This window comes from Sphingobacterium puteale, from assembly GCF_003627955.1.
Classification (GTDB): Bacteria; Bacteroidota; Bacteroidia; order Sphingobacteriales; family Sphingobacteriaceae; genus Sphingobacterium; species Sphingobacterium puteale.
Window position 1 is genome coordinate 100,058 of record NZ_RBWS01000004.1, and the last position, 20,101, is coordinate 120,158.

Consider the following 20,101-nt stretch of genomic DNA (forward strand, 5'->3'; position numbering starts at 1 on the left):
AAATTGATGACGCTGATTTGTTTGAATATCCGGCTCTTTTTTGAAAACTAACAATTATTTTGAATCTTCCAGTATCTTTCTTGCGTACTCCACCCATTCCGGATTTTGTATAGTTTGGTCAATATAATAATCAGGTTGTATTCCTTTATTGTCTATGGCCATATTGGGGATTCGGTAGCTTTTGCTGAGTGCATAACCTAACCTATATTCTTTGCAGGGGGACTCTATAAAATACATATTCGATATATCCAGTACACCTGAAGTTGTTGTACCGAAGAGTTTTACTTTTTTACTTTGCTTAGCCTCAAGTAAAAATTGCTCCGCAGTACTTCCATTTCCACCATTAATGATGATAGCCACCTGCTTCGGATAGGGGAGTGTTGAGTAGCCGGAATCAATACGGACCAATTTTCGGTTTGGCATGAGATTGACAAATTCCCCCAAATGATTATTTAAACTATCATATGCAGCCCTGTAGAAAGGGACTTCTCTTGGATCAATACCGTATTCTTTATAGTTTTTGCAGAAATCCAACATCCGTTGGTTGTTTAATTTTGTAGAATAAAATGTTACTCCGATGGTACGAATGGGGTTTGTATATAGCAATGGAATAATTTCAGCATAACTGCCATCACTGCCACCACCGTTATTTCGAATATCAATAATTAAGTTTTCTATTTTTTCCAACTGCGGTCTATAGACAGCAATAAGGCTATCAATTGTTTGTTTTTGCCTACCGTTAAAGCTAGGAATACGTAACAGAATTGTTTTTGCACTAATCTTTTGAAGATAAGGTTTATCTGTTGAATAAGATTTTACAAAATCAGCCTCTAAAGGAGTGTTTTCTACTATCGGATATATTTTTGTATATAAATAATTGCCCAGTTGGAACATATTTTTGCCAATGAGTAACGTAGACGATATTTTTTCCGGAGTTTTATCTCTAAGATAATAGATACCTTCTGATAATTCATTATTTAGGGTGAATTTAACGTCACCTGACATCCAATTATCTGCGGTAGAGCTGACTATAATCCCCTTATACCCCTCAGGATACTTTTTGATAGCTACTTTGTAGGGAGGAGAATCCCATATCCCTTCTAGATTTTGTTCTTTTTTTATAGTAAGGTAATTCTTGAACTCGTCTTCCGATATGCTCACAGTAGGGTGATTGCTCTTACTGATAAAACCAGCCTCTGAAACTAATGAATCAACATCTTTTCCATCAATTCGGTTTATTGACAAATGACCTTTGCGCACAAACTGTAACCATTCTGACAAGAGCTTTGTGCAGTCTAAGTTTGATTTAATTCCCGCTAGTTTCTGCTCTATTTTTACATTGTGCGCCTGATAAGCTTCCTGTCCTTTCTAATCTAAAGCATATTGAAAACCAGCATCATTTTCCTCAATAATTTTTTTGACCCATTTAAGGTTTTCAGCACAATTGCAGTTTTGCGCCTGTAGATTATAACTGAAAATGAAAATAAAAACAAAGGACAGATTAAGCTTAAACATATTAATTAGGATTTTTAATTAGCTGACGGATGACAATTATTTGGCCAAATTTATAGTTGCTTTGTTATGAGCTAGATATGCTGTATATAAATTTTGAAATGTCCGATGACGGGCATAACTGTTCATTTTCGGACAGTAAATGTAAAATTTTCTAAGGTACCTGGTAAAATGATATCTGTCTTCGAAACTAAGAGCAATTTTAAATCGAGATGAAACCACTTGGACTTTTTTCGTCGCTTATATGAGATACGTTACAACTGTTTTATTTTTATATTTCTAAAGGATACACCTCTTGACCAGTCCTGAAGGGCAAGTTTTCCACTAGTATGTTTACCGAACTCTGGAAAATCTTTGAAGGTACTGTGCTTCACCATGTCTTTCCATTTTTTTGAATTGAAGTCCATTTCCGCTGTAACTGTACCATTCAGATAGAATGTGACTTTACCATCTTTCTGTACAATGCTCGATTGGTTCCAATCATCTTTTGCTTTGGTATTGACAAAATTTTGCTGCGGTAAAAACATGTAGAGACAACCCGCACGTTTCAACGGTTTGTCAAAGTCGGGATGTGAGTCAGCAAGTAACTGATATTCTGGTCCTGAATGATAAGTTGCATTGATGTCAGGCCGTTCTTGTACGTTGACAAAAACACCACTATTGCCTTCTTTTTCAAGTTTCCATTCAAATTTAAATTCGTAATTTTTATAATCGCTGTTGGAAATAAGGTCATATTTTTGACTTTCGTTGTTTGGGTCACAGTAGATTGTGCCATTTCTTACCACCCACGCGGTCGGTGCTTTTTTTTCATTGTTGTACGTATGCCAATTGTTCAATGTTGTACCATCGAATAAAAGTTGCCAACCCTCTTTTTGTTCTTTCTCAGTTAAGGTGTTTGGAGCACTCGCCTCATTTTTACACGAATAGAATAGGCAGCTGATAAAGACAGCAACAACAATTTTTTTGAATAGGTTTAAGTTTATCATTGTTTAAAGTTTGTCGTATATGAAAGTGTTCTTAATAATTTGATGTACTAAAATAATTTTTAATGTTTACTTTCTTTTATAAATGCAGACAATTATGTGAATTTGTTACACGACATGCCCATGTGGTTTCTATTTTTCAGCAGGAATAATCAACATCATGGGCCTTTTTCAGCATCTTTTCAGATAGATCAACACCTATAACAGATATTGCATCATTTTCAATCACATATCGACAATGCTATCCATATCCGCAGCCTAACCAGAACAGTTTTGTCTTTGAGATCCGTTAAATGTTTCTGAAATTCATGCCATTTGCCAGCGCGCAGTAAGCCCTTTTTGAGTGATGCATTTTGATGTATTCTTCAAACAATTTAGGGTTGTCGTATTTATTTTCTTGCATCTATTTTATATAAGCTTACTAGTTAGCCTTTATGATTCAATTTACATATTATTGCTGTTTTTTTTTCTATTTTTAACAGCTCATCTTACCAATCATTCTCATTTTGATAAAATAAGCCTATCATTTTGATAAGGTCTCATCAGTTTAATTTTTAGTCTTTTATTTTCAATGTGCTGTTTTGTAGTTGTTTATGTTTTCTTTGGGAACTATGGAATACCGTTTGGCCTATAGGGACAAAGCATATAATAATGGAAATGATAAAAAAAACAGAATCGTCAAAGAGCCCACCCACCTTGAAGCAGATCCATGGATCAGGGGTGACATAATATCCCTAACAGCGACAAGAAACAGTTTACAAATCTTTACTATTAATCCCTACAATAATGATAACACTCGTATTGATAATCACTGGACTGCTTGGCTTTTGGTTATTTTTTAAAATGGTGGATTTCTTCGAAAAAATTTAAGAAAACACAAGATAGAACAATGCTTACGTTAATGTTAGCCATGAAAGATTTAAAAGAAAATAAGGAGTATTCATCTCTAAACAAATGGTCTATGGACCGCATCGCGAAGGTTGTGATGATCATCTTGATACTTACTATGATCTATCAACTGTATCTCGGTTAAATTTTGAAAAAAGTAACATGCAAAAATTAAATCAATACCGGGTAGGTATGTACCTTATACTTCACTATAGGGAAATTCGTTCGGAAATTAACCTTCTGATTCGTAAACATAATTTTGCCGGAGCATTACAGGCAGTGGTCAACCACCTTCGCGTATTGAGCGCTGATCGTAATATCGATAAATTGTGCCGGCATATCCATTTTCTGGGAACATTATATAGCCGAGGTAACCATTACGTCAAATATATGATGGAGAATTTATTTGTACGATCCTTGACGGGACTCAAGCGGATCTACTCGGCAGAAGAATGGACAAGGATTGAATACCGTCTTCCCTTGTCTTTTCTGGAAATTCAAAAAAGACAGCAACAGGCAATATATTAATAATAAGACAAATGACAGCATTATTTATAGTGGCGCTATTGGTTTTTGGATACATTTGTTACGTACTCCTCAGACCCGAAAAATTTTAACAGTACTAAAAAACACCGTAGACGAATTCAGTTTTATCCAAAAGTGCGACAGATTTCTGATGGAAAGAAGAAGATTTCGAATAAGGTAGACAATAAAATCTTTCAAACAACAATTACACAACTGAAATGAATACAGAAATTTTTGGAATCGTTGCAATGTTTATCATCACATTGCTGCTTGGATTTCCACTCGGCAGGTATATTGCCAAAGTATATGCGGGTCAGAAAACGGGGCTCGATCCTATTTTTCAACCCTTGGAACGTTTATTTTATAAAATTAGCGGTATAAATCCGACCGTACAGATGACTTGGAAGCAGCATTTGGTCGCTCTTTTAACCATAAATTTTGTTTGGTTCCTATTGAGCATGGCCGTATTGATGAATATGGGGCATTTACCTTTGAATCCCGATGGCAACCCAAGTATGTCGGCTGATCTTGCTTTCAATACATCAATATCTTTTTTGGTCAACTGTAACCTACAGCACTATTCTGGCGAAACTGGGGTGAGTTACTTTGGACAGATCTGGCTGATGTTTCTTCAATTTGTTACGGCAGGTATTGGAATGGCGGCAGCTGCGGTCATTTTTAAGGCATTTAGAGATAAGACCACAACGCAGCTCGGCAATTTTTATGAGTTTTTTCTCAAGTCATGTACGCGGATACTACTTCCAATTTGTCTGCTCATTGCAGCAATTTTTGTCTTTCAGGGAATGCCGATGACGATGGAAGGGAAGGACAACATGATCAATATGCAAGGAGATACTGTGCAGGTGAGCAGAGGACCAGTTGCCGCATTTGTACCCATTAAACATCTTGGGACAAACGGAGGTGGATTTTTTGGTGCAAATAGCACACATCCATTGGAAAACCCTAACTATCTAACAAACATGGTAGAGATGGTCGCTCAGTTTCTAATCCCTATGGCCATGATTTTTGCCTTTGGTTTCTTTATCCGCAAGCGCAAGTTTGCATGGATGATGTTCGCTGTAATGACCATAGGTTTCCTGATCCTGACAATTCCAAATATCAGGATGGAAATCGCCGGAAATCCAGCAGTGGCACATATGGGAATTGACACCTCTCTTGGTGCCATGGAAGGTAAGGAAGTTCGCATTGGATCTGCTGCGTCTGGTTTCTGGAGTATTGTAACGACCATGATTTCAACAGGGTCGGTGAATTCTATGCACGATAGCTATATGCCATTGTCAGGTATGAACGAGCTTATTGCGATGATGGTCAATGCATTTTATGGTGGTGTTGGAGCGGGAATCCTTAACTTCTTTATTTTTATCATACTAGCTGTATTTATCAGTGGATTGATGGTTGGTCGTACCCCCGAATTTATGGGCAAAAAGGTGGAAGCCCGTGAGATGAAAATAGCCATGATCGTGGCACTGGCCCATCCTTTTCTTATTCTTGTCGGCACAGCATTGGCGACCGCTTTTCCGGCGCAGGGAGCATCTACATTAAACAATCCGGGATTCCACGGTTTTAGCGAGATATTGTATGAGTATACCTCTTCGGCTGCAAATAATGGAAGTGGCTTCGAAGGGCTGGGAGACAACACCCTATGGTGGAATATTTCTACAGGCATCGTGCTGTTGCTTGGGCGTTTTATTCCGATCATCGGCCCAGTGGCGATAGCCGGACTTTTGGCCGAGAAGAAATTCATCCCGGAAGGTGAAGGTACACTGAAGACTGATACAAGTACATTTGGGATGATGGTATTTGCGGTGATCGTTATTATAGCAGCACTATCCTTCTTCCCGGCATTGGCATTAGGGCCGATCGCTGAATATTTTTCCATGCAATAATTAAAATAATAAAATTTTAGAAATGAGCAATCAACAAACATTGTTTCAGAAAGAACTTGTACAACAAGCGTTAAAGCAATCTTTTGTGAAACTAAATCCTAAGGTAATGTTCCGCAATCCAGTGATGTTCACGGTGGAAATTGGAACGCTGATTATGGCCGCAGTTTGTGTTTGGATAATAACCGGGGAAACCTCTCAGGGTGGGCTCGGTTATAATTTCACTGTATTTGTCATTCTGTTCCTGACCTTGCTTTTTGGGAATTTTGCGGAAGCGATAGCCGAAGCCCGGGGAAAAGCACAGGCGGATAGTCTTCGTAAAACCCGTGAGGAGACGCCTGCTAAACTACAGGATGGCCGGGTAGTTTCTTCTGCACAATTAAAGAAAAATGATGTGTTTGTGTGTCAAGCAGGGGACATCATACCCCTTGATGGAGAAATTATAGAAGGGTTGGCGACGATAGACGAAAGTGCCATTACCGGGGAATCTGCCCCTGTCATCCGTGAGGCCGGTGGGGACAAAAGTTCCGTTACCGGAGGTACGAAAGTCTTATCCGACAAAATTGTCGTGCAGGTTACGACTGAGCCGGGTGAAAGCTTTCTGGATAAAATGATCGCTTTGGTTGAAGGTGCCAGTCGCCAGAAAACACCGAATGAAATTGCGTTGACGATACTATTAGCGGGGTTCACACTGGTTTTTATTATCGTTACTGTGACCCTCAAGCCATTTGCTGACTATGCCAATGTAGGTATCACGATCGCTTCTTTTATATCGCTTTTTGTCTGTTTGATACCAACGACTATTGGTGGTCTCCTGTCAGCTATCGGTATAGCGGGAATGGATAGAGCATTGCGTGCGAATGTCATCACAAAAAGTGGTAAGGCCGTGGAAACGGCGGGCGATATTGATGTATTGCTTCTTGATAAAACGGGTACGATTACGATAGGAAACCGGAAGGCGACCAATTTTTATCCTGCAAATATGGTTGAAATGGACAGTTTGGTACGTGCTGCTGTTTTAAGTTCTATGGCTGACGAAACGCCTGAAGGAAAATCCATTGTTGAATTGGCGGCAGTAAAACCAGCGAATTACGGCGTTCAGGAACCTGTATTTATCAAGTTCACCGCCGAAACACGCAGCTCTGGGATAGACTTTGACGGTACACGTATCCGCAAGGGAGCGACAGATGCGATACGTAATATCGTTACCAAAGCGGGGAATTCGTTTCCCATTGAGACAGACGAACGGGTGAAGGCCATTTCACAAAATGGGGGAACACCATTGGTCGTGGCCGAAAACGAACAGGTACTCGGTGTGATCGAATTGCAGGATGTGATTAAACCCGGTATTCAGGAGCGCTTTGAAAGACTGCGTAAAATGGGAATTAAGACAGTGATGGTAACTGGCGATAACCCGCTAACCGCAAAATATATCGCTGACAAAGCAGGTGTGGATGATTTCATTGCCGAAGCCAAACCCGAAGATAAAATGAATTATATCAAGAAGGAACAGGGCGATGGTCGATTGGTTGCCATGATGGGGGACGGTACCAATGATGCGCCGGCTCTCGCACAGGCAGATGTTGGCGTAGCAATGAATAGTGGTACACAAGCCGCCAAAGAAGCAGGCAACATGGTAGACCTGGATAATGACCCTACGAAATTAATTGAGGTAGTGGAAATTGGTAAACAATTACTGATGACCCGTGGTACGCTGACGACTTTCAGTATTGCCAATGACGTGGCCAAATACTTTGCCATTATACCAGCATTGTTTATTACGGCAATTCCAGCCCTACAAGGCCTAAATATCATGCATTTGAACAGCCCTCAGAGCGCGATTCTATCCGCAGTGATTTTCAATGCAATCATTATTCCTTTATTGATCCCATTGGCGTTGAAAGGGGTCGCTTATAAACCTATTGGTGCAAGTGCTCTGTTGCGGAGAAACTTACTCGTATTTGGGGTGGGAGGCGTTCTCGTACCTTTTATCGGAATTAAAGTGATCGATCTGCTGGTTGCACTATTTATCTAATATCTTTTAATAAAAATAAAATGAAAACACATATCTATCCAGCTATCAAGATTACCCTAGCGCTCCTGGTACTTCTCGCTATCATTTATCCAGCTGTTGTCTGGGCGATCGCACAGCTGGCACCCAATCATGGAAAGGGAGCGGTTATAAGCTATCATAATCAGAATTATTATAAAAATATCGGTCAGTCTTTTACTGACGAAACCTATTTCTGGTCCCGACCATCAGCCGTTGCATACAATGCTGCAGGATCGGGAGGAAGCAACAAAGGCCCTTCCAATCCTGAATATCTGACAGAGGTAAAAGCGCGTATTGATACCTTTTTAAAAGAAAATCCGGGGGTGTCAAAAGCGCAGGTTCCTGTAGACCTTGTCACAGCAAGCGGTAGTGGACTGGATCCCGATATATCCGTGGCTGCAGCAAAAGTACAGGTTGCGCGTATCGCCAAAGCAAGAGCCATAGATGTAGGTAGTGTACAGTCCTTAGTAGATGCACATGTGCAAAAGCCACTTTGGGGTATGTTCGGACCAGAAAAAATAAATGTACTTGAATTGAATATTGCCTTGGATCAGATGACTGAAAAATAAATGCGAAAGCCTGACGATACGAAGATCATAAAAGACGATAAAATAATTAGATAGATGAAGAAAATAACCCTGTTGACCGGCCTTATGTTCGGGTCGACGATATCCATATTTGCCCAGGAAGATACAACAAAAAATAAGACAGTGTCATTCAGCGGGTATGTTGAGGCCTATTATATGCGTGATTTTAATAATCCGATTGCCAACACACGTCCTGCTTTTGTTTACAGCCACAATAGAAATAATGAAGTAAATATTAATGTGGCATTGTTAAAAGCAACTTATGATACTGAAAATACGCGAGCTAATGTCGCCTTGGCAACAGGTACCTACATGAATGCCAATTATGCGGCTGAGCCGGGCGTATTGAAGAACATCTATGAGGCCAATGTTGGTGTACGCATTTCGAAAAAACACAATTTATGGATTGATGCCGGTATTTTTTCCTCCCACTTGGGATTCGAAAGCGCCATCGGAAAAGATAACTGGACATTGACAAGGAGTCTTTTTGCCGATAACTCGCCATATTTTGAAACAGGCGCAAAAATATCATACACGTCCGCATCGGGGAAGTTATTTCTTAGCGGGCTTGTGTTAAACGGTTGGCAACGTATACAGCGAGTCGATGGCAATAGTTTGCCTGCCTTTGGACATCAGCTAGTCTATAAGCCAACCGATAATTTAACCATTAACAGTGGATCTTTTATTGGTAGTGACAAAGCCGATAGTGTCAGGCAGATGCGCTATTTTCATAATTTATATGCCATTTATCAGCTCAATAGACAGTTTGGCTTTACAGTCGGTTTTGACATTGGGGCAGAGCAAAAGGAAAAAGGAAGCGGCAGCTATAATGTATGGTATACTCCGGTGCTGATTGCACGTTATATAGGTTCGGATAAATTTAGTCTTACCGCTAGGGGCGAATATTATCAAGATAAAAAAGGAGTCATTGTTTCTACTGACGCGAAAAATGGTTTCCGGACATTTGGCTATTCACTCAATGCTGATTATTCCATCCTCCCGAATGTACTCTGGCGGATGGAATTACGTAATCTGACAAATAAGGACGCAATTTTCCTAGACCGGAAAAATAATCTTGTAAAAAATAGCACAACTGCCGTGATGGCGCTAGCTGTTAGTTTCTAATTAAAAACAAACCTTGCTGTTGTGCGTTGATTCAACAGCAAGGTAAGCGAAATGACACGCAAAAAATGGAAGAAAGAAAAAACGCGGAACATTTTCTGGATCTGATCAGGAAATCCAGACGGGGTAGATTCAAACTCTATATCGGTATGAGTGCCGGTGTGGGGAAAACCTATCGTATGTTGCAGGACGCGCATAACTTACTGCATAGCGGGATTGACGTACGCATTGGTTACATCGAAACACATAATCGAAAGGAGACGCATGAGTTGCTGGAGGGAATTCCATTTATTGCTAGGCGCAGCCTTTTCTACAAGGGAAAACAATTGGAAGAACTTGATGTAAGTGCTGTGCTGAACATTCATCCCGAAGTGGTCATTATTGATGAACTGGCACATACAAATATCGAGGGAAGTAAAAACACGAAACGCTGGCAGGACGTCCTCGAGATTCTCGATGCTGGTATAAATGTAATCAGTGCTGTCAATATTCAACACATTGAGAGCTTAAATGAGGAGGTAAAGGCGATTACGGGAGTGGAAGTGAAAGAGCGCGTACCAGATAGCGTGGTGGATTCTGCTGATGAAGTTGTCAATATAGACCTTACTGCAGAAGAACTTATCAACCGTTTAAAAGATGGTAAAATCTACGAGTCGTCAAAAATTCAGGCCGCATTACAGAATTTTTTCAAGAATGAGCATATTCTTCAGCTGCGGGAAATGGCTTTAAAGGAAGTGGCATCTCAGGTGCAGCGTAAAGTAGAAATAGAAGTACAGCCACAGCGATGGGTACGCAAAGAACGCTTCCTTGCCTGCATTAGTTCCAACGAGATCAAAGCCAAAAATGTAATCCGAAAGACTGCTCGTCTCGCTGGTTATTATAACAGTAGCTGGTTAGTATTATACGTTCAGGTGCCTGCAGAACGTGCTGATAGGATAGCCCTGAACAAGCAGCGGCATTTAATCAATAATTTTAAATTGGCAACAGAATTGGGCGGAGAAATTGTAAAGATTGAAGCATGTCGGGTTGCTGATGAAATATTGGCCTTATGTGAACAGCGACATATTACCACGGTGTGTATCGGAAAGCCGAGACTGTCACTGTTTAGAATTTTACTGTCAACCGACACATTCCGTAGACTGTTGGCACAATTGTCAAAGAAGGATATTGACCTCATTATATTGTCTTAAAATAGTGATAATAGCGTATACTATATCATGAACATAAGTTAATTGACAAACAACGATGAAAATAAAAACGAAACTTACTTTTGGAGTAGGCTCCCTGTTTCTCATGATCTTGCTGCTCGCTGCATTGAGCGGCTGGTATGTGTACAGGTTAAAGAAAGATACCGGAAATATATTGACAGCCAATTATAATACATTGCTTTACGCGAAAAATATGTTATTGGCACTTGAGGATATCCCCAAGAAAAATGACGCGCTTTCTAGCTTCGAAAACAACCTGAATCAGCAAAGGAAGAATGTTACTGAACCCGGAGAGCAACAGACCACCGACGCCATTGTTAAGCATTTTGGGCAGCTTAAAAGTAACCCGCAGGATATGATGGTCATTTCAGCGATCAGGAAGGATATCACGCAGCTAATGCAGCAAAATATGGCGGCAATTTCAGCTAAGAGCCTAGTGGCGGATCGCACTGCTGAACAGGCTATCCTGATCATTTCATTTGCTGGGGCACTTTGTTTTATTATTGCTTTTATATTGCTTATCAATCTACCATCCAATATTGCGGATCCAATTGCTAAATTGACAGGAAGTATTCGACAGATTGCTGGTCAGAATTATAAAGAACGTCTGCACCTACAGAGCACAGGAGAATTTGCAGAACTAGTTAGATCCTTCAATACGATGGCAGAAAAGCTTGAGGAGTATTCAGAAAGTAAACTGGAAAAGATCTTAAAGGAGAAGAAACGCATTGAGGCTCTTGTCGACAATATGCATGATCCTGTTATTGGACTTGATGAACATGGACAGGTAATTTTTGCAAACGAAGAAGCGATCAATATCACAACCTTGAAAAAGGAGCAGCTGGTCGGAAGGTTTGCGCCGCTCGTTGCCGAAGAAAATGATCTGATAAGGGATATTTTTAAAGACCTATCACTTCCGCCGGATAAACGGGAAAAACACCCCATTAAAATTTATGCAAATGAAAGGGAAAGCTATTTTGAAAAGGATATTATAGATATCAATGTATTACCGACGGGCGAAGCTAATTCAACATTTATCGGCCAGGTGGTGATCTTAAAAAATATCACTACTTTCAAAGAACTCGACCTGGCAAAGACAAATTTTATTGGTACGGTTTCGCATGAATTTAAGACGCCCATCGCTGCGATTCAAATGGGAATCCAGCTATTGGAAAATGAACAGATCGGGCACCTAAACCCTGAGCAGATCGGACTGCTCAAAGGGATAAAAGATGATTCTGACCGCTTGCTTAAGATCACCGGGGAACTACTAAACATGACCCAAGTGGAGAGTGGCGCTATTCAGATCAGCTTACATACAACTGATGTAAGGCCTATTATTGACTATGCCGTGATGGCAAATCAGTTTGCTGCAGATCAAAAGCAGGTAAAATTTGTTTTGGAAATAGATCCCACCATAAATACGGTTGTAGCGGACAATGAAAAAACAGCTTGGGTATTGACGAATTTTCTTTCTAATGCCGTACGTTATTCCTATGAAGATGCCAGTATTCAGATCCGTGTTGAAAAAATTGAATCGGCGATCCGGTTTTCGGTCACCGACCATGGACAAGGTATTGAACCTAAATACTTAGACAAGATCTTCGAACGTTATTTTCGTGTTCCGGGATCCAAAAAGGGGGGAACTGGGCTAGGTTTGAGTATCAGTAAAGAATTTATTGAGGCACAAGGTGGTGTAATAGGGGTAAAGAGTGAATACGGTGCCGGAAGTTCATTTTACTTTATATTGAGAGCACGCGGCTCAAATAATCCATAACGAATAGTATGGGGCATTTTCAATAAAAGGGCTTCATCATACGTATTGACTTACCAGCTGTAGTTTTATTGTCTGTAAATGATTTGAAAGACAAATTCGATAAGGCAATACGGAGTATTAGGTAGTGCCTGGAAACTACCTGTAATACTCCGTATCCGGTAAAGACAAGCTATTAATTATTGACCAGTGCCATGGCACCATCACTATAACGAGCGCCCACATTCGGGTATTTCCGAAGTATTTCTTCGATGGTATTTAAATCCGAATCAGACAATTGTACATCGATGGCTCCTGCATTTTCTTCCAGGTACTTTCTTTTTTTCGTCCCCGGAATCGGAATAATGTCATTTCCCTGAGCGAGTACCCAAGCCAGTGCCAATTGTATCGGTGAGCATTGTTTATCTTGGGCCAATAATGCAAACTCAGCAATTAATCGCGCATTATTCGCTGCATGTTCACCCTGATTGCGGGGAAGTGTTCTCCTGAAATCATCTGCCGATAGACTATCTAAATTTAAGGTGTTGGAAAATAAACCTCGGGCCAATGGCGAATAAGGAATCAAGCTAATACCCAGATTACGTACAGTCTGCAGAATTTCTTTTTCTACATCACGTGTTAGTAGAGAATACTCACTCTGAAGAGCTGCAATAGGATGGACAGCATTGGCTTTAATAATTGAAGCCGGTGATGCTTCGCTTAGTCCCAGGTACCTTACTTTGCCTTCCTTTACTAATTCGGCCATTGCGCCCACAGTATCCTCGATAGGTATGTTCGGGTCTACCCGATGAGCATAATACAAGTCTATGGTATCGATGCGAAGACGTCTTAGGCTATTTTCTACAGCTATTTTTATCCAAGCTGGCGAACCGTCAAAGTAAGTATTTGCAGTACCGCTCGGTCCAGCGGTTCCATCTTTAAAGCGAAAGCCAAATTTGGTCGCAATAAATACTTTGTCCCGATTGGGAACGAGAACTTTTGAAATTAATTCTTCGTTGGCGCCATTACCGTACATGTCCGCTGTATCCCAGAAATTTACACCGAGATCCAATGCTTTTTCAAGCGTGGCGATACTCTCTTTTTCATCAGTGGGTCCATAGGCAAAACTCATTCCCATACAACCCAATCCAATAGCAGATAACTGTTCGTCTGTAGTTCCAAGATTTCTATATTTCATGACTGTTATATTTTGTTCGATACAAAAGTAATGAAGGTATCTCGTGCCTTACTTAAGACAATCAAACAGATAATTATACTATTCAAACAGTCGTTGCGCGCAATTGGTTTGGTGACATTCCAGTATGTTTTCTGAAAAAATTTGTAAAGTAAGAGGGGTATTCAAAGCCTAAACTATAGGCAATATCTGAGATATTCCAGTTTGTATGTAAAAGCAATGTCCGGGCTTCCTGGGCAATACGGCCGGCGATATGTGCACTAGTCGTTTTACCTGTTGTTTCCTTAACCGAACGGTTGAGGTGATTGATATGTACCGAAAGCGCGTGGGCATAATCGCCCGGACTTTTCAATTGCAAACCCTTATGAACTGTATTTACTGGAAACTGGCGTTCTAGAAGTTCCAAAAAAAGGCTGGATACCCGGATAGATGCGTTGGTATATGAACCAAACTCCTGAGCAGGGATCGATTTCATTGTTTCATGGATCAATAAATGCAGATAACTACGAAGGATATCATCTTTATGGGCATAGTCTGAATTCATCTCCGACATCATTTTTTTGAAAATTGTTGAGATTTCATCCAGTTGTTCAGCATTTGGAAAGTAAATAGGGTTGCTCCCTATTTTGAAAAGAGGCGAATCCTTTAAGCTCTCTATGCGTTCACTATGCTGGATAAACTCTTCTGTAAATACGCAATACCATCCAGATTGTGCTGCTGACTCCGGTTCCCAAGCGTAAGGTACGACGGGATTGGCAAACAACATGGCAGGGCGGTCGATCTGTATCCATTTATCAGCGTAATATAATTTGCCGCGGCCTATAATCAGTGAAGTTTTATAAAAGTCACGACGATTATAGGGGGAGACCAAGGTACAGGATTCTCTGCTAAATACATTGAAATGTCCTATACCTGTATTATTGAGCGGTAAATCTAAGTTTGCATAGCCCGGGTGCCTTTTGTAGAAATCTGTTACGCTTTCAGCTGAGTTCATAGTACTAAATTATAAAATTCGTTTTACAATGCATGGTCATTTACAGTTCAATTTTTTACTCCGTATCGATGATAATTCCTTTGTAACTCGGGTAAGTATGGGGATCGGCGACCACACTTACCGTTAACCTCCAATACAGTTTCAATTTTATTGTTTGTCATTTATCTTTTTTTGTATTATTGTACGCTAGAGAATCTTTCGTTAGATCAACACATCTACTATCACGGAGCCAATGTTCTAGTTTGATTAGGAGAGGGGTAACGATCGTTATTGCCCCAGCATTTTCTCGAAAATCGAAGATACTTTGGAAGGTTTAAGGGGGAAATGGAATATGCAATCACATAACGTGATATGAGGCTATAGGTTTTTATTGAGAACTTTTATTAACTTTGGGGATTTCTACTGAACAGAAATAATAGATAAACTACGCAAATCACATTATTTTTCTGAAAAGAAGTGAGTGCCCAACGACAAGCTACCATGATTAAGATATACCATAATAAACAATGCAGCAAGAGTTGCGCAGCGTTGGACTTTCTGCAAGAGCATACTATAGATCTGCAGGTACAGGAGTATCTTGAAGAAGTGCCCAGTAAGGCAGAGCTCATTGAAATATTGTCACAACTCGGACTTCAGCCACTAGCGCTTATCCGTAAGAATGAAGCTTTATTCCTCGAAAAATTTCAACAGCTTCAATTGACAGACGAGGAGTGGGTTGAGGTGATGCTGCAAAACCCTATATTGATAGAACGGCCCATCGTTATTAAAGACGGCAAAGCGGTTATCGGCCGTCCATTGGAAAGAGTAATCGATCTCTTTTCACCACGATCATCCTAATGGCTCGATAATTGCATTATTTTTTCCATGAAACAGCTACTAAATATACTCGCAGCGGTGCTGGATATCTTCAAATTATTTACCTAGATGAAGTGTCGTTAGCCATCTTTTCTAGAAGAATTGAAATATGCCCTTTAAGGTCTTTCGTGACATGCATCTCTTTGTCTGAAAACTGATGATCTTTCAATATAAATTGATGCTCAACATCCTGACGAAGTAAAATTGTTCGGCCCTTCGACAACTGGTAAATTTTTGTATTAATGATAGCAATATCATTGTTAGGCTGAGTGAAAGCGACGAAATTGACACAATAGTCATTTCCCAAAAAACAGCGAGCACATTTTTGTCCAAGTGTTTATGCCTACGGTTCATCTGGAATACAATAATGTCTGATGTATACTGAAACTTACCCCGATTATCTTCCTTCAAATATGGAGTATTCGGCTACAAATATGGCCGGGCTCCAGACTAATATGGATTTCAAGATAAAAAGCAAATATTTATTTCCAGATTTACAGCAGTAAATTGAAATCTCAAGCTCATAAAAGTGATAATGAGTAGTTAAATTCACTGTGGGAAGCCTTTTGGGGCTGCGATAAAATGTAAATAGGAATCATTAGTTAAAAATAATATTATAAAATTATGTTTAAATTTTTCAAAGAATTATTGAGTGCAGCCAAGGAGGGCGTAAGGGAAGCGAAAGAGGAACTCGCACAGGAAGCGGAATTGGATAAAGCCAAAAAACAGCAAATTAACGATAAGCATATGTTGAAAGATATTTCTTATGAAGAGCAATTTGGTACGGCATTGGGAGCGGCATTCCGCGTTATCGTCTTTGGCGATTGGTTTACCGTATTTGGCAGTGCCGGGGACGATAGAACTTATCCGGTTCATCTCTATCAGTTCGGGACTTATCCTAAACAGGCAGAGTACCGTAACGAACTGGTGAAACTATTGAACAGAGACTTCGCCATTGCAGATACTGAAAGCTGCCTGCAGCTATTAGCAGCATATTTTAATTTGCTCGGAATGAAGACAGGGGGGACTGTCCTGGAGGGTCGGGAAGATCAAATAGACAGCGGAAACTGGGATATTAGCAAACCTGGTGTGGATGCACTTGTCATTACTGTGAGCAGTCATATCACGACTGCTGCAACAGATGTAGGGTATCTGCAAAAATCAGCCGCTTTGGACATACTGAAAAACCTTTCTTCTTACGCAAGATTGCACTTTAAAGATTGGCACACATTCTCCGAAAAATTTTTAGAAGGAGAACATTATGTTGGGCTGAACAATAAAATCGGGAAATCTTATTTGAAAAGATATATTGGCTATTTAAGGGAAAAAATAGGCAGCCCTTGGAATAATATAGATTGGAACATCCAATCAGTCCAAGATCGTGTGCTGTCAGCTATAGCTTGGACATTTCAGGCTAAATCGTATAATAGTTCCCGGGAATTTGACGCCGATGTTGCGGAGTCTCAACGTAATATTTTAGCTGATCGGGCGCAATGGGACGCCAATGAAATTGTGGTGGATGCTCCCGAAATTGAGCTGTGTTATATGTGTTGGATCAAAGGTATGGAAGATTTGAATCCAAATGAAACACTATTGGATGATGAAGAAGAGGCTTTTGATGACGATAACGAAGACAGCGGGTACTACCAAGTGGAGATCTGTGCCCGCCTTCGCGCATCCAATGAGAAGAATTTTACCGCACTGGATCTATTGTATCAAATGGAGAAACAATTGATAGGCAAGGAATTGGGGGATCACATATTCTTTGAAGGGCTTGATCGTGTCAAGAATCATCCAGGAGATACACCCTTGTATTATATCAGCTTTGGAAGCTAGTCTTTTTATCTTGAGAAACGGAAGTGGGTATCATCCCAAACGGAAGCTTTGATCTCGTTTATTTACCCGTTAGCCATGGAATTCTGCATATCGAATTAAATTTGGTAATTTTGTGCTGCTAATTAATTACCTTATTATCTATTTAGACGTTTTTTTTGATGTCCGGAGAGAAACACAAATGTCGTTTAACAAAGAGAAGAATGTATTTATACCTTATATTGTTGGCAGGTTTAGTACTATTTATTGTACTTTATAGCTTAATTTTCAGGAAGTATACTGCTGGATTTAAACCTGAAAACCATCAGATCAGTTATGAAGCTTCAGCTGATTTAGTGAGCGCAAAGATCAAAAAGATTTCGTCCCGCCCTTTCCTGTTTGGCATGGAAGATAATCTTGTCAGCGATGAAGATTTCTATTTTGATGATATAAACTTTTATGCTATCGATAATAAACAACAAAGAAAGGCGGTTTTCCCGCTGACGGAGATAATCGAACTGAGTAAGACTTCGATAACAATCACCAATGATAGGGTCTGGCAAGTCATTATTCAGGGAGCTGACAATCACAAGATCGTATTTAAGTTTACCCATAACTATACCCTATGGAATAAAGATTTTTATAAATTTTATAAGAAAATAGAGCAAGTAAACCCTGCTGCGGTAAAATCAAAATGGAGTCTCTGGACAATGTAATGAGGATCAGCTATCATAAAAACAAGGATGTGTTGAGAGTTGTTATATTGGTAAAAAGTCATGAATAAAGTATCATCATCGTTTTTGATCTCAGCAGCACTCATCGCACAGACCGCGTGTCAGTCCCCGTCAGATCAACATAGAAATATGCGAGATAATTCAGCTGATCTGAAATCAGCAGAAAAAGCAGTTTCTTTTAACGATGGCCGTCTGGTAAAACATATGGAAATAAAGTCAGGACATACTGATACTATTTTTATTTTCGTTCATCGAGCAGATTCTGTTCGGATAAAAATCAAAACTCCCTCAGATACGGCTAATATTCGGATTAGCCAGCTATTTTCTCCAAATGGAAAAGCCGACGGACCGTTTGGGAAAGAATTGATCCATCGTTTTATTGATAGCGGACAATACTATATTACTGTCAATGAAAATAGGATGGTTGGCAATCGGTATTCAGGTCCCTACGAAGTGGCGATTGTTCCAAATTGAGAATGGCCCTATCAATTTGATAAGGTCGTTTCTTTTTTATATTTTTTTAAATAAAATTATCTTTCTGTATATCAGTTTATTAATTCGTTTTTTATTGTTTTGGAATATTGTTTGGTTCATCCGGTTTACAGTGATAACATGTATACATAAAAAACGATACAATGGAAGTAAGAAAAAAAATGGATGAAGGACAGACGGTGGATTTTATTGCCGCCGTAATCCCTGAGTTGAATCTAAGATTAAGAAAATCGGAACTTAAAGGAGACTACAAAAATATTATAAAATTGATCTCACAGTTTGCGGAAGATGTCATTTATGCCAAGGATTGGCATCGTTTTGAATGGATTATGCAGGTCATGGCTTATGTACATGATCGGGGAACCTCCGAACTTCAGTTTGTGATAAACGGATTACTTCCAAACACCTTCTTCAGGTTAAAAAAAGCATGCAACTCGATTGAATGGAATTACCTTGAAGCCCGCTTGCCACTTTCAATACAACGGCTTGTTTTGCCCGAAGATACCTGCGATAAAGAAAAAAACAAGCATGCTGAATATCGCTCCTATGAAAACAACTGATGTATCAATTCGACAAACTATTCCGGCCGACTGTAAATATGCGGTTCGGATCTCTCAGGAAATGGAGGCTTCAGCACGTGCGCGCGGTATCGGAATTGGACGAAGAAGCCCCGAGTCTATCGTTCATAAAATGTCGGAAGGAAATGCCGTTATCGCTTTGACCAAAGCTGGAGAATGGGTTGGTTACATCTATCTAGAGGTGTATGGACATGCCAGTTTTGTTTCTCATTGTGGCTTGATTGTAGCTCCAGACTGGCGCAGACTTGGGATCGCAACCCAAATGAAGGAGTGTATATTTTGGTTAACACGGAAAAAGTATCCAGAGGCAAAGATATTTGGTATTACAACGACATTGGCGACTATGCGGATCAATTCAAAACTCGGGATGCGGCCGGTAACTTTCTCTGAAATAACACAGGATGCATCGTTTTGGCTTAAATGTGAGCAATGTGTGAATTATCAGAATTTAAAAAATACAGGGTTTAGAAACTGCTATTGTACGGCGATGATGTTTGAACCGGATATAGCATTAAACGCAAGTAAATGATGAATATAAAACAGGCTCAGGAAATAATTGTTTCGGTAGTACCATCGGTGCAGACGGAAATCTTGCGACCCGAAAATGTTGGAAATCCACTTACGATAATCGGGATTCTTACCGCTTATATTGAGAAAATGATCGCACAGGAGTGCGAAGATGAATTGGGCAAGGCCCTGCATCTGATGGAATATATGCACGAAAAAGGAGAGTGGAGGCTTCAAAATGCGGTGGAAAATATATTTGTTTTTTCATTGCACAGTATTTTGAATGCCTGTCCCGAATCACGCCGTGGTAGAGTGACCGGCAAGATTCCTATTGGAATTTATACGGCCTATGTCAATCAAATATATAGATCAGGCAACTAGGCCTGATCTATATGGCCC

The 20,101-nt window shown here is 40.0% G+C and carries 19 protein-coding genes; 15 read left to right on the forward strand and 4 right to left on the reverse strand.

Annotated features, from left to right (window positions below; translation table 11 throughout):
- Nucleotides 1-54: 54 nt before the first annotated feature.
- Both D7322_RS04480 and D7322_RS04485 read right to left on the reverse strand, forming a co-directional pair.
- Nucleotides 55-1,260 (reverse strand): S41 family peptidase, encoded by a 1,206-nt coding sequence (locus D7322_RS04480; RefSeq protein WP_147430287.1) that lies wholly within the window; start codon nucleotides 1,258-1,260, stop codon nucleotides 55-57.
- Nucleotides 1,261-1,766: 506 nt separating this feature from the next.
- On the reverse strand, nucleotides 1,767-2,498 hold the full coding sequence (locus D7322_RS04485) for a 3-keto-disaccharide hydrolase (RefSeq protein WP_121121715.1): 732 nt from the start codon (nucleotides 2,496-2,498) through the stop codon (nucleotides 1,767-1,769).
- A 1,047-nt stretch (nucleotides 2,499-3,545) separates the two neighbouring features.
- On the opposite strand from D7322_RS04485, the gene D7322_RS04490 reads away from it, so the two are divergent.
- From D7322_RS04490 to D7322_RS04525, 8 genes are all read left to right on the forward strand, one after another.
- A complete protein-coding gene (locus D7322_RS04490) occupies nucleotides 3,546-3,911 on the forward strand; it encodes a DUF7674 family protein (protein WP_147430288.1) in 366 nt (121 codons plus the stop codon).
- 11 nt (nucleotides 3,912-3,922) lie between these two features.
- Nucleotides 3,923-4,000 carry a potassium-transporting ATPase subunit F gene (locus tag D7322_RS29220; RefSeq protein WP_104383366.1) on the forward strand — a complete coding sequence of 26 codons (78 nt, stop codon included), beginning with the start codon at nucleotides 3,923-3,925 and terminating at the stop codon, nucleotides 3,998-4,000.
- A 126-nt stretch (nucleotides 4,001-4,126) separates the two neighbouring features.
- Nucleotides 4,127-5,815, forward strand: coding sequence for a potassium-transporting ATPase subunit KdpA (kdpA, locus tag D7322_RS04500; protein ID WP_121121718.1), 1,689 nt, complete (start codon nucleotides 4,127-4,129; stop codon nucleotides 5,813-5,815).
- Between the two features lie 22 nt (nucleotides 5,816-5,837).
- Complete coding sequence (gene kdpB, locus D7322_RS04505) at nucleotides 5,838-7,847, forward strand: potassium-transporting ATPase subunit KdpB (protein ID WP_121121720.1); 2,010 nt, start codon at nucleotides 5,838-5,840, stop codon at nucleotides 7,845-7,847.
- 20 nt (nucleotides 7,848-7,867) lie between these two features.
- Nucleotides 7,868-8,434, forward strand: coding sequence for a K(+)-transporting ATPase subunit C (locus D7322_RS04510; RefSeq protein WP_121121722.1), 567 nt, complete (start codon nucleotides 7,868-7,870; stop codon nucleotides 8,432-8,434).
- 54 nt (nucleotides 8,435-8,488) lie between these two features.
- Nucleotides 8,489-9,577, forward strand: coding sequence for a porin (locus tag D7322_RS04515; protein WP_121121724.1), 1,089 nt, complete (start codon nucleotides 8,489-8,491; stop codon nucleotides 9,575-9,577).
- A 65-nt stretch (nucleotides 9,578-9,642) separates the two neighbouring features.
- The gene (locus D7322_RS04520; RefSeq protein WP_121122113.1) at nucleotides 9,643-10,764 is read left to right on the forward strand and encodes a sensor protein KdpD; all 1,122 of its coding nucleotides are present in this window, start codon (nucleotides 9,643-9,645) and stop codon (nucleotides 10,762-10,764) included.
- A gap of 55 nt (nucleotides 10,765-10,819) precedes the next feature.
- On the forward strand, nucleotides 10,820-12,559 hold the full coding sequence (locus D7322_RS04525) for an ATP-binding protein (RefSeq protein ID WP_121121726.1): 1,740 nt from the start codon (nucleotides 10,820-10,822) through the stop codon (nucleotides 12,557-12,559).
- A gap of 172 nt (nucleotides 12,560-12,731) precedes the next feature.
- Here the strand turns inward: D7322_RS04525 and D7322_RS04530 are convergent, their stop codons facing one another.
- On the reverse strand, nucleotides 12,732-13,733 hold the full coding sequence (locus D7322_RS04530) for an aldo/keto reductase (protein WP_121121728.1): 1,002 nt from the start codon (nucleotides 13,731-13,733) through the stop codon (nucleotides 12,732-12,734).
- A gap of 82 nt (nucleotides 13,734-13,815) precedes the next feature.
- Nucleotides 13,816-14,724 (reverse strand): helix-turn-helix domain-containing protein, encoded by a 909-nt coding sequence (locus D7322_RS04535; RefSeq protein WP_121121730.1) that lies wholly within the window; start codon nucleotides 14,722-14,724, stop codon nucleotides 13,816-13,818.
- A gap of 480 nt (nucleotides 14,725-15,204) precedes the next feature.
- On the opposite strand from D7322_RS04535, the gene arsC reads away from it, so the two are divergent.
- The 7 genes from arsC to D7322_RS04575 all read left to right on the forward strand — a co-directional run bounded on the left by arsC (nucleotide 15,205) and on the right by D7322_RS04575 (nucleotide 20,083).
- A complete protein-coding gene (gene arsC / locus D7322_RS04540) occupies nucleotides 15,205-15,561 on the forward strand; it encodes an arsenate reductase (glutaredoxin) (RefSeq protein WP_121121732.1) in 357 nt (118 codons plus the stop codon).
- Nucleotides 15,562-16,203: 642 nt separating this feature from the next.
- Nucleotides 16,204-17,415: a DUF1266 domain-containing protein gene (locus D7322_RS04550; RefSeq protein WP_121121736.1), complete on the forward strand. Its 1,212-nt coding sequence runs from the start codon at nucleotides 16,204-16,206 to the stop codon at nucleotides 17,413-17,415.
- Between the two features lie 200 nt (nucleotides 17,416-17,615).
- Nucleotides 17,616-18,107: a hypothetical protein gene (locus D7322_RS04555; RefSeq protein ID WP_121121738.1), complete on the forward strand. Its 492-nt coding sequence runs from the start codon at nucleotides 17,616-17,618 to the stop codon at nucleotides 18,105-18,107.
- A 60-nt stretch (nucleotides 18,108-18,167) separates the two neighbouring features.
- Nucleotides 18,168-18,599 carry a hypothetical protein gene (locus tag D7322_RS04560; RefSeq protein WP_121121740.1) on the forward strand — a complete coding sequence of 144 codons (432 nt, stop codon included), beginning with the start codon at nucleotides 18,168-18,170 and terminating at the stop codon, nucleotides 18,597-18,599.
- 161 nt (nucleotides 18,600-18,760) lie between these two features.
- The gene (locus D7322_RS04565; protein ID WP_121121742.1) at nucleotides 18,761-19,177 is read left to right on the forward strand and encodes a hypothetical protein; all 417 of its coding nucleotides are present in this window, start codon (nucleotides 18,761-18,763) and stop codon (nucleotides 19,175-19,177) included.
- Entirely contained in the window at nucleotides 19,164-19,724 is a 561-nt protein-coding gene (locus D7322_RS04570; protein ID WP_121122115.1) for a GNAT family N-acetyltransferase, read from the forward strand. Before D7322_RS04565 ends, D7322_RS04570 begins: the two co-directional genes overlap by 14 nt.
- A complete protein-coding gene (locus D7322_RS04575; protein ID WP_121121744.1) occupies nucleotides 19,721-20,083 on the forward strand; it encodes a DUF7674 family protein in 363 nt (120 codons plus the stop codon). The genes D7322_RS04570 and D7322_RS04575 overlap by 4 nt, the downstream gene beginning before the upstream one ends.
- Nucleotides 20,084-20,101: the final 18 nt, after the last annotated feature.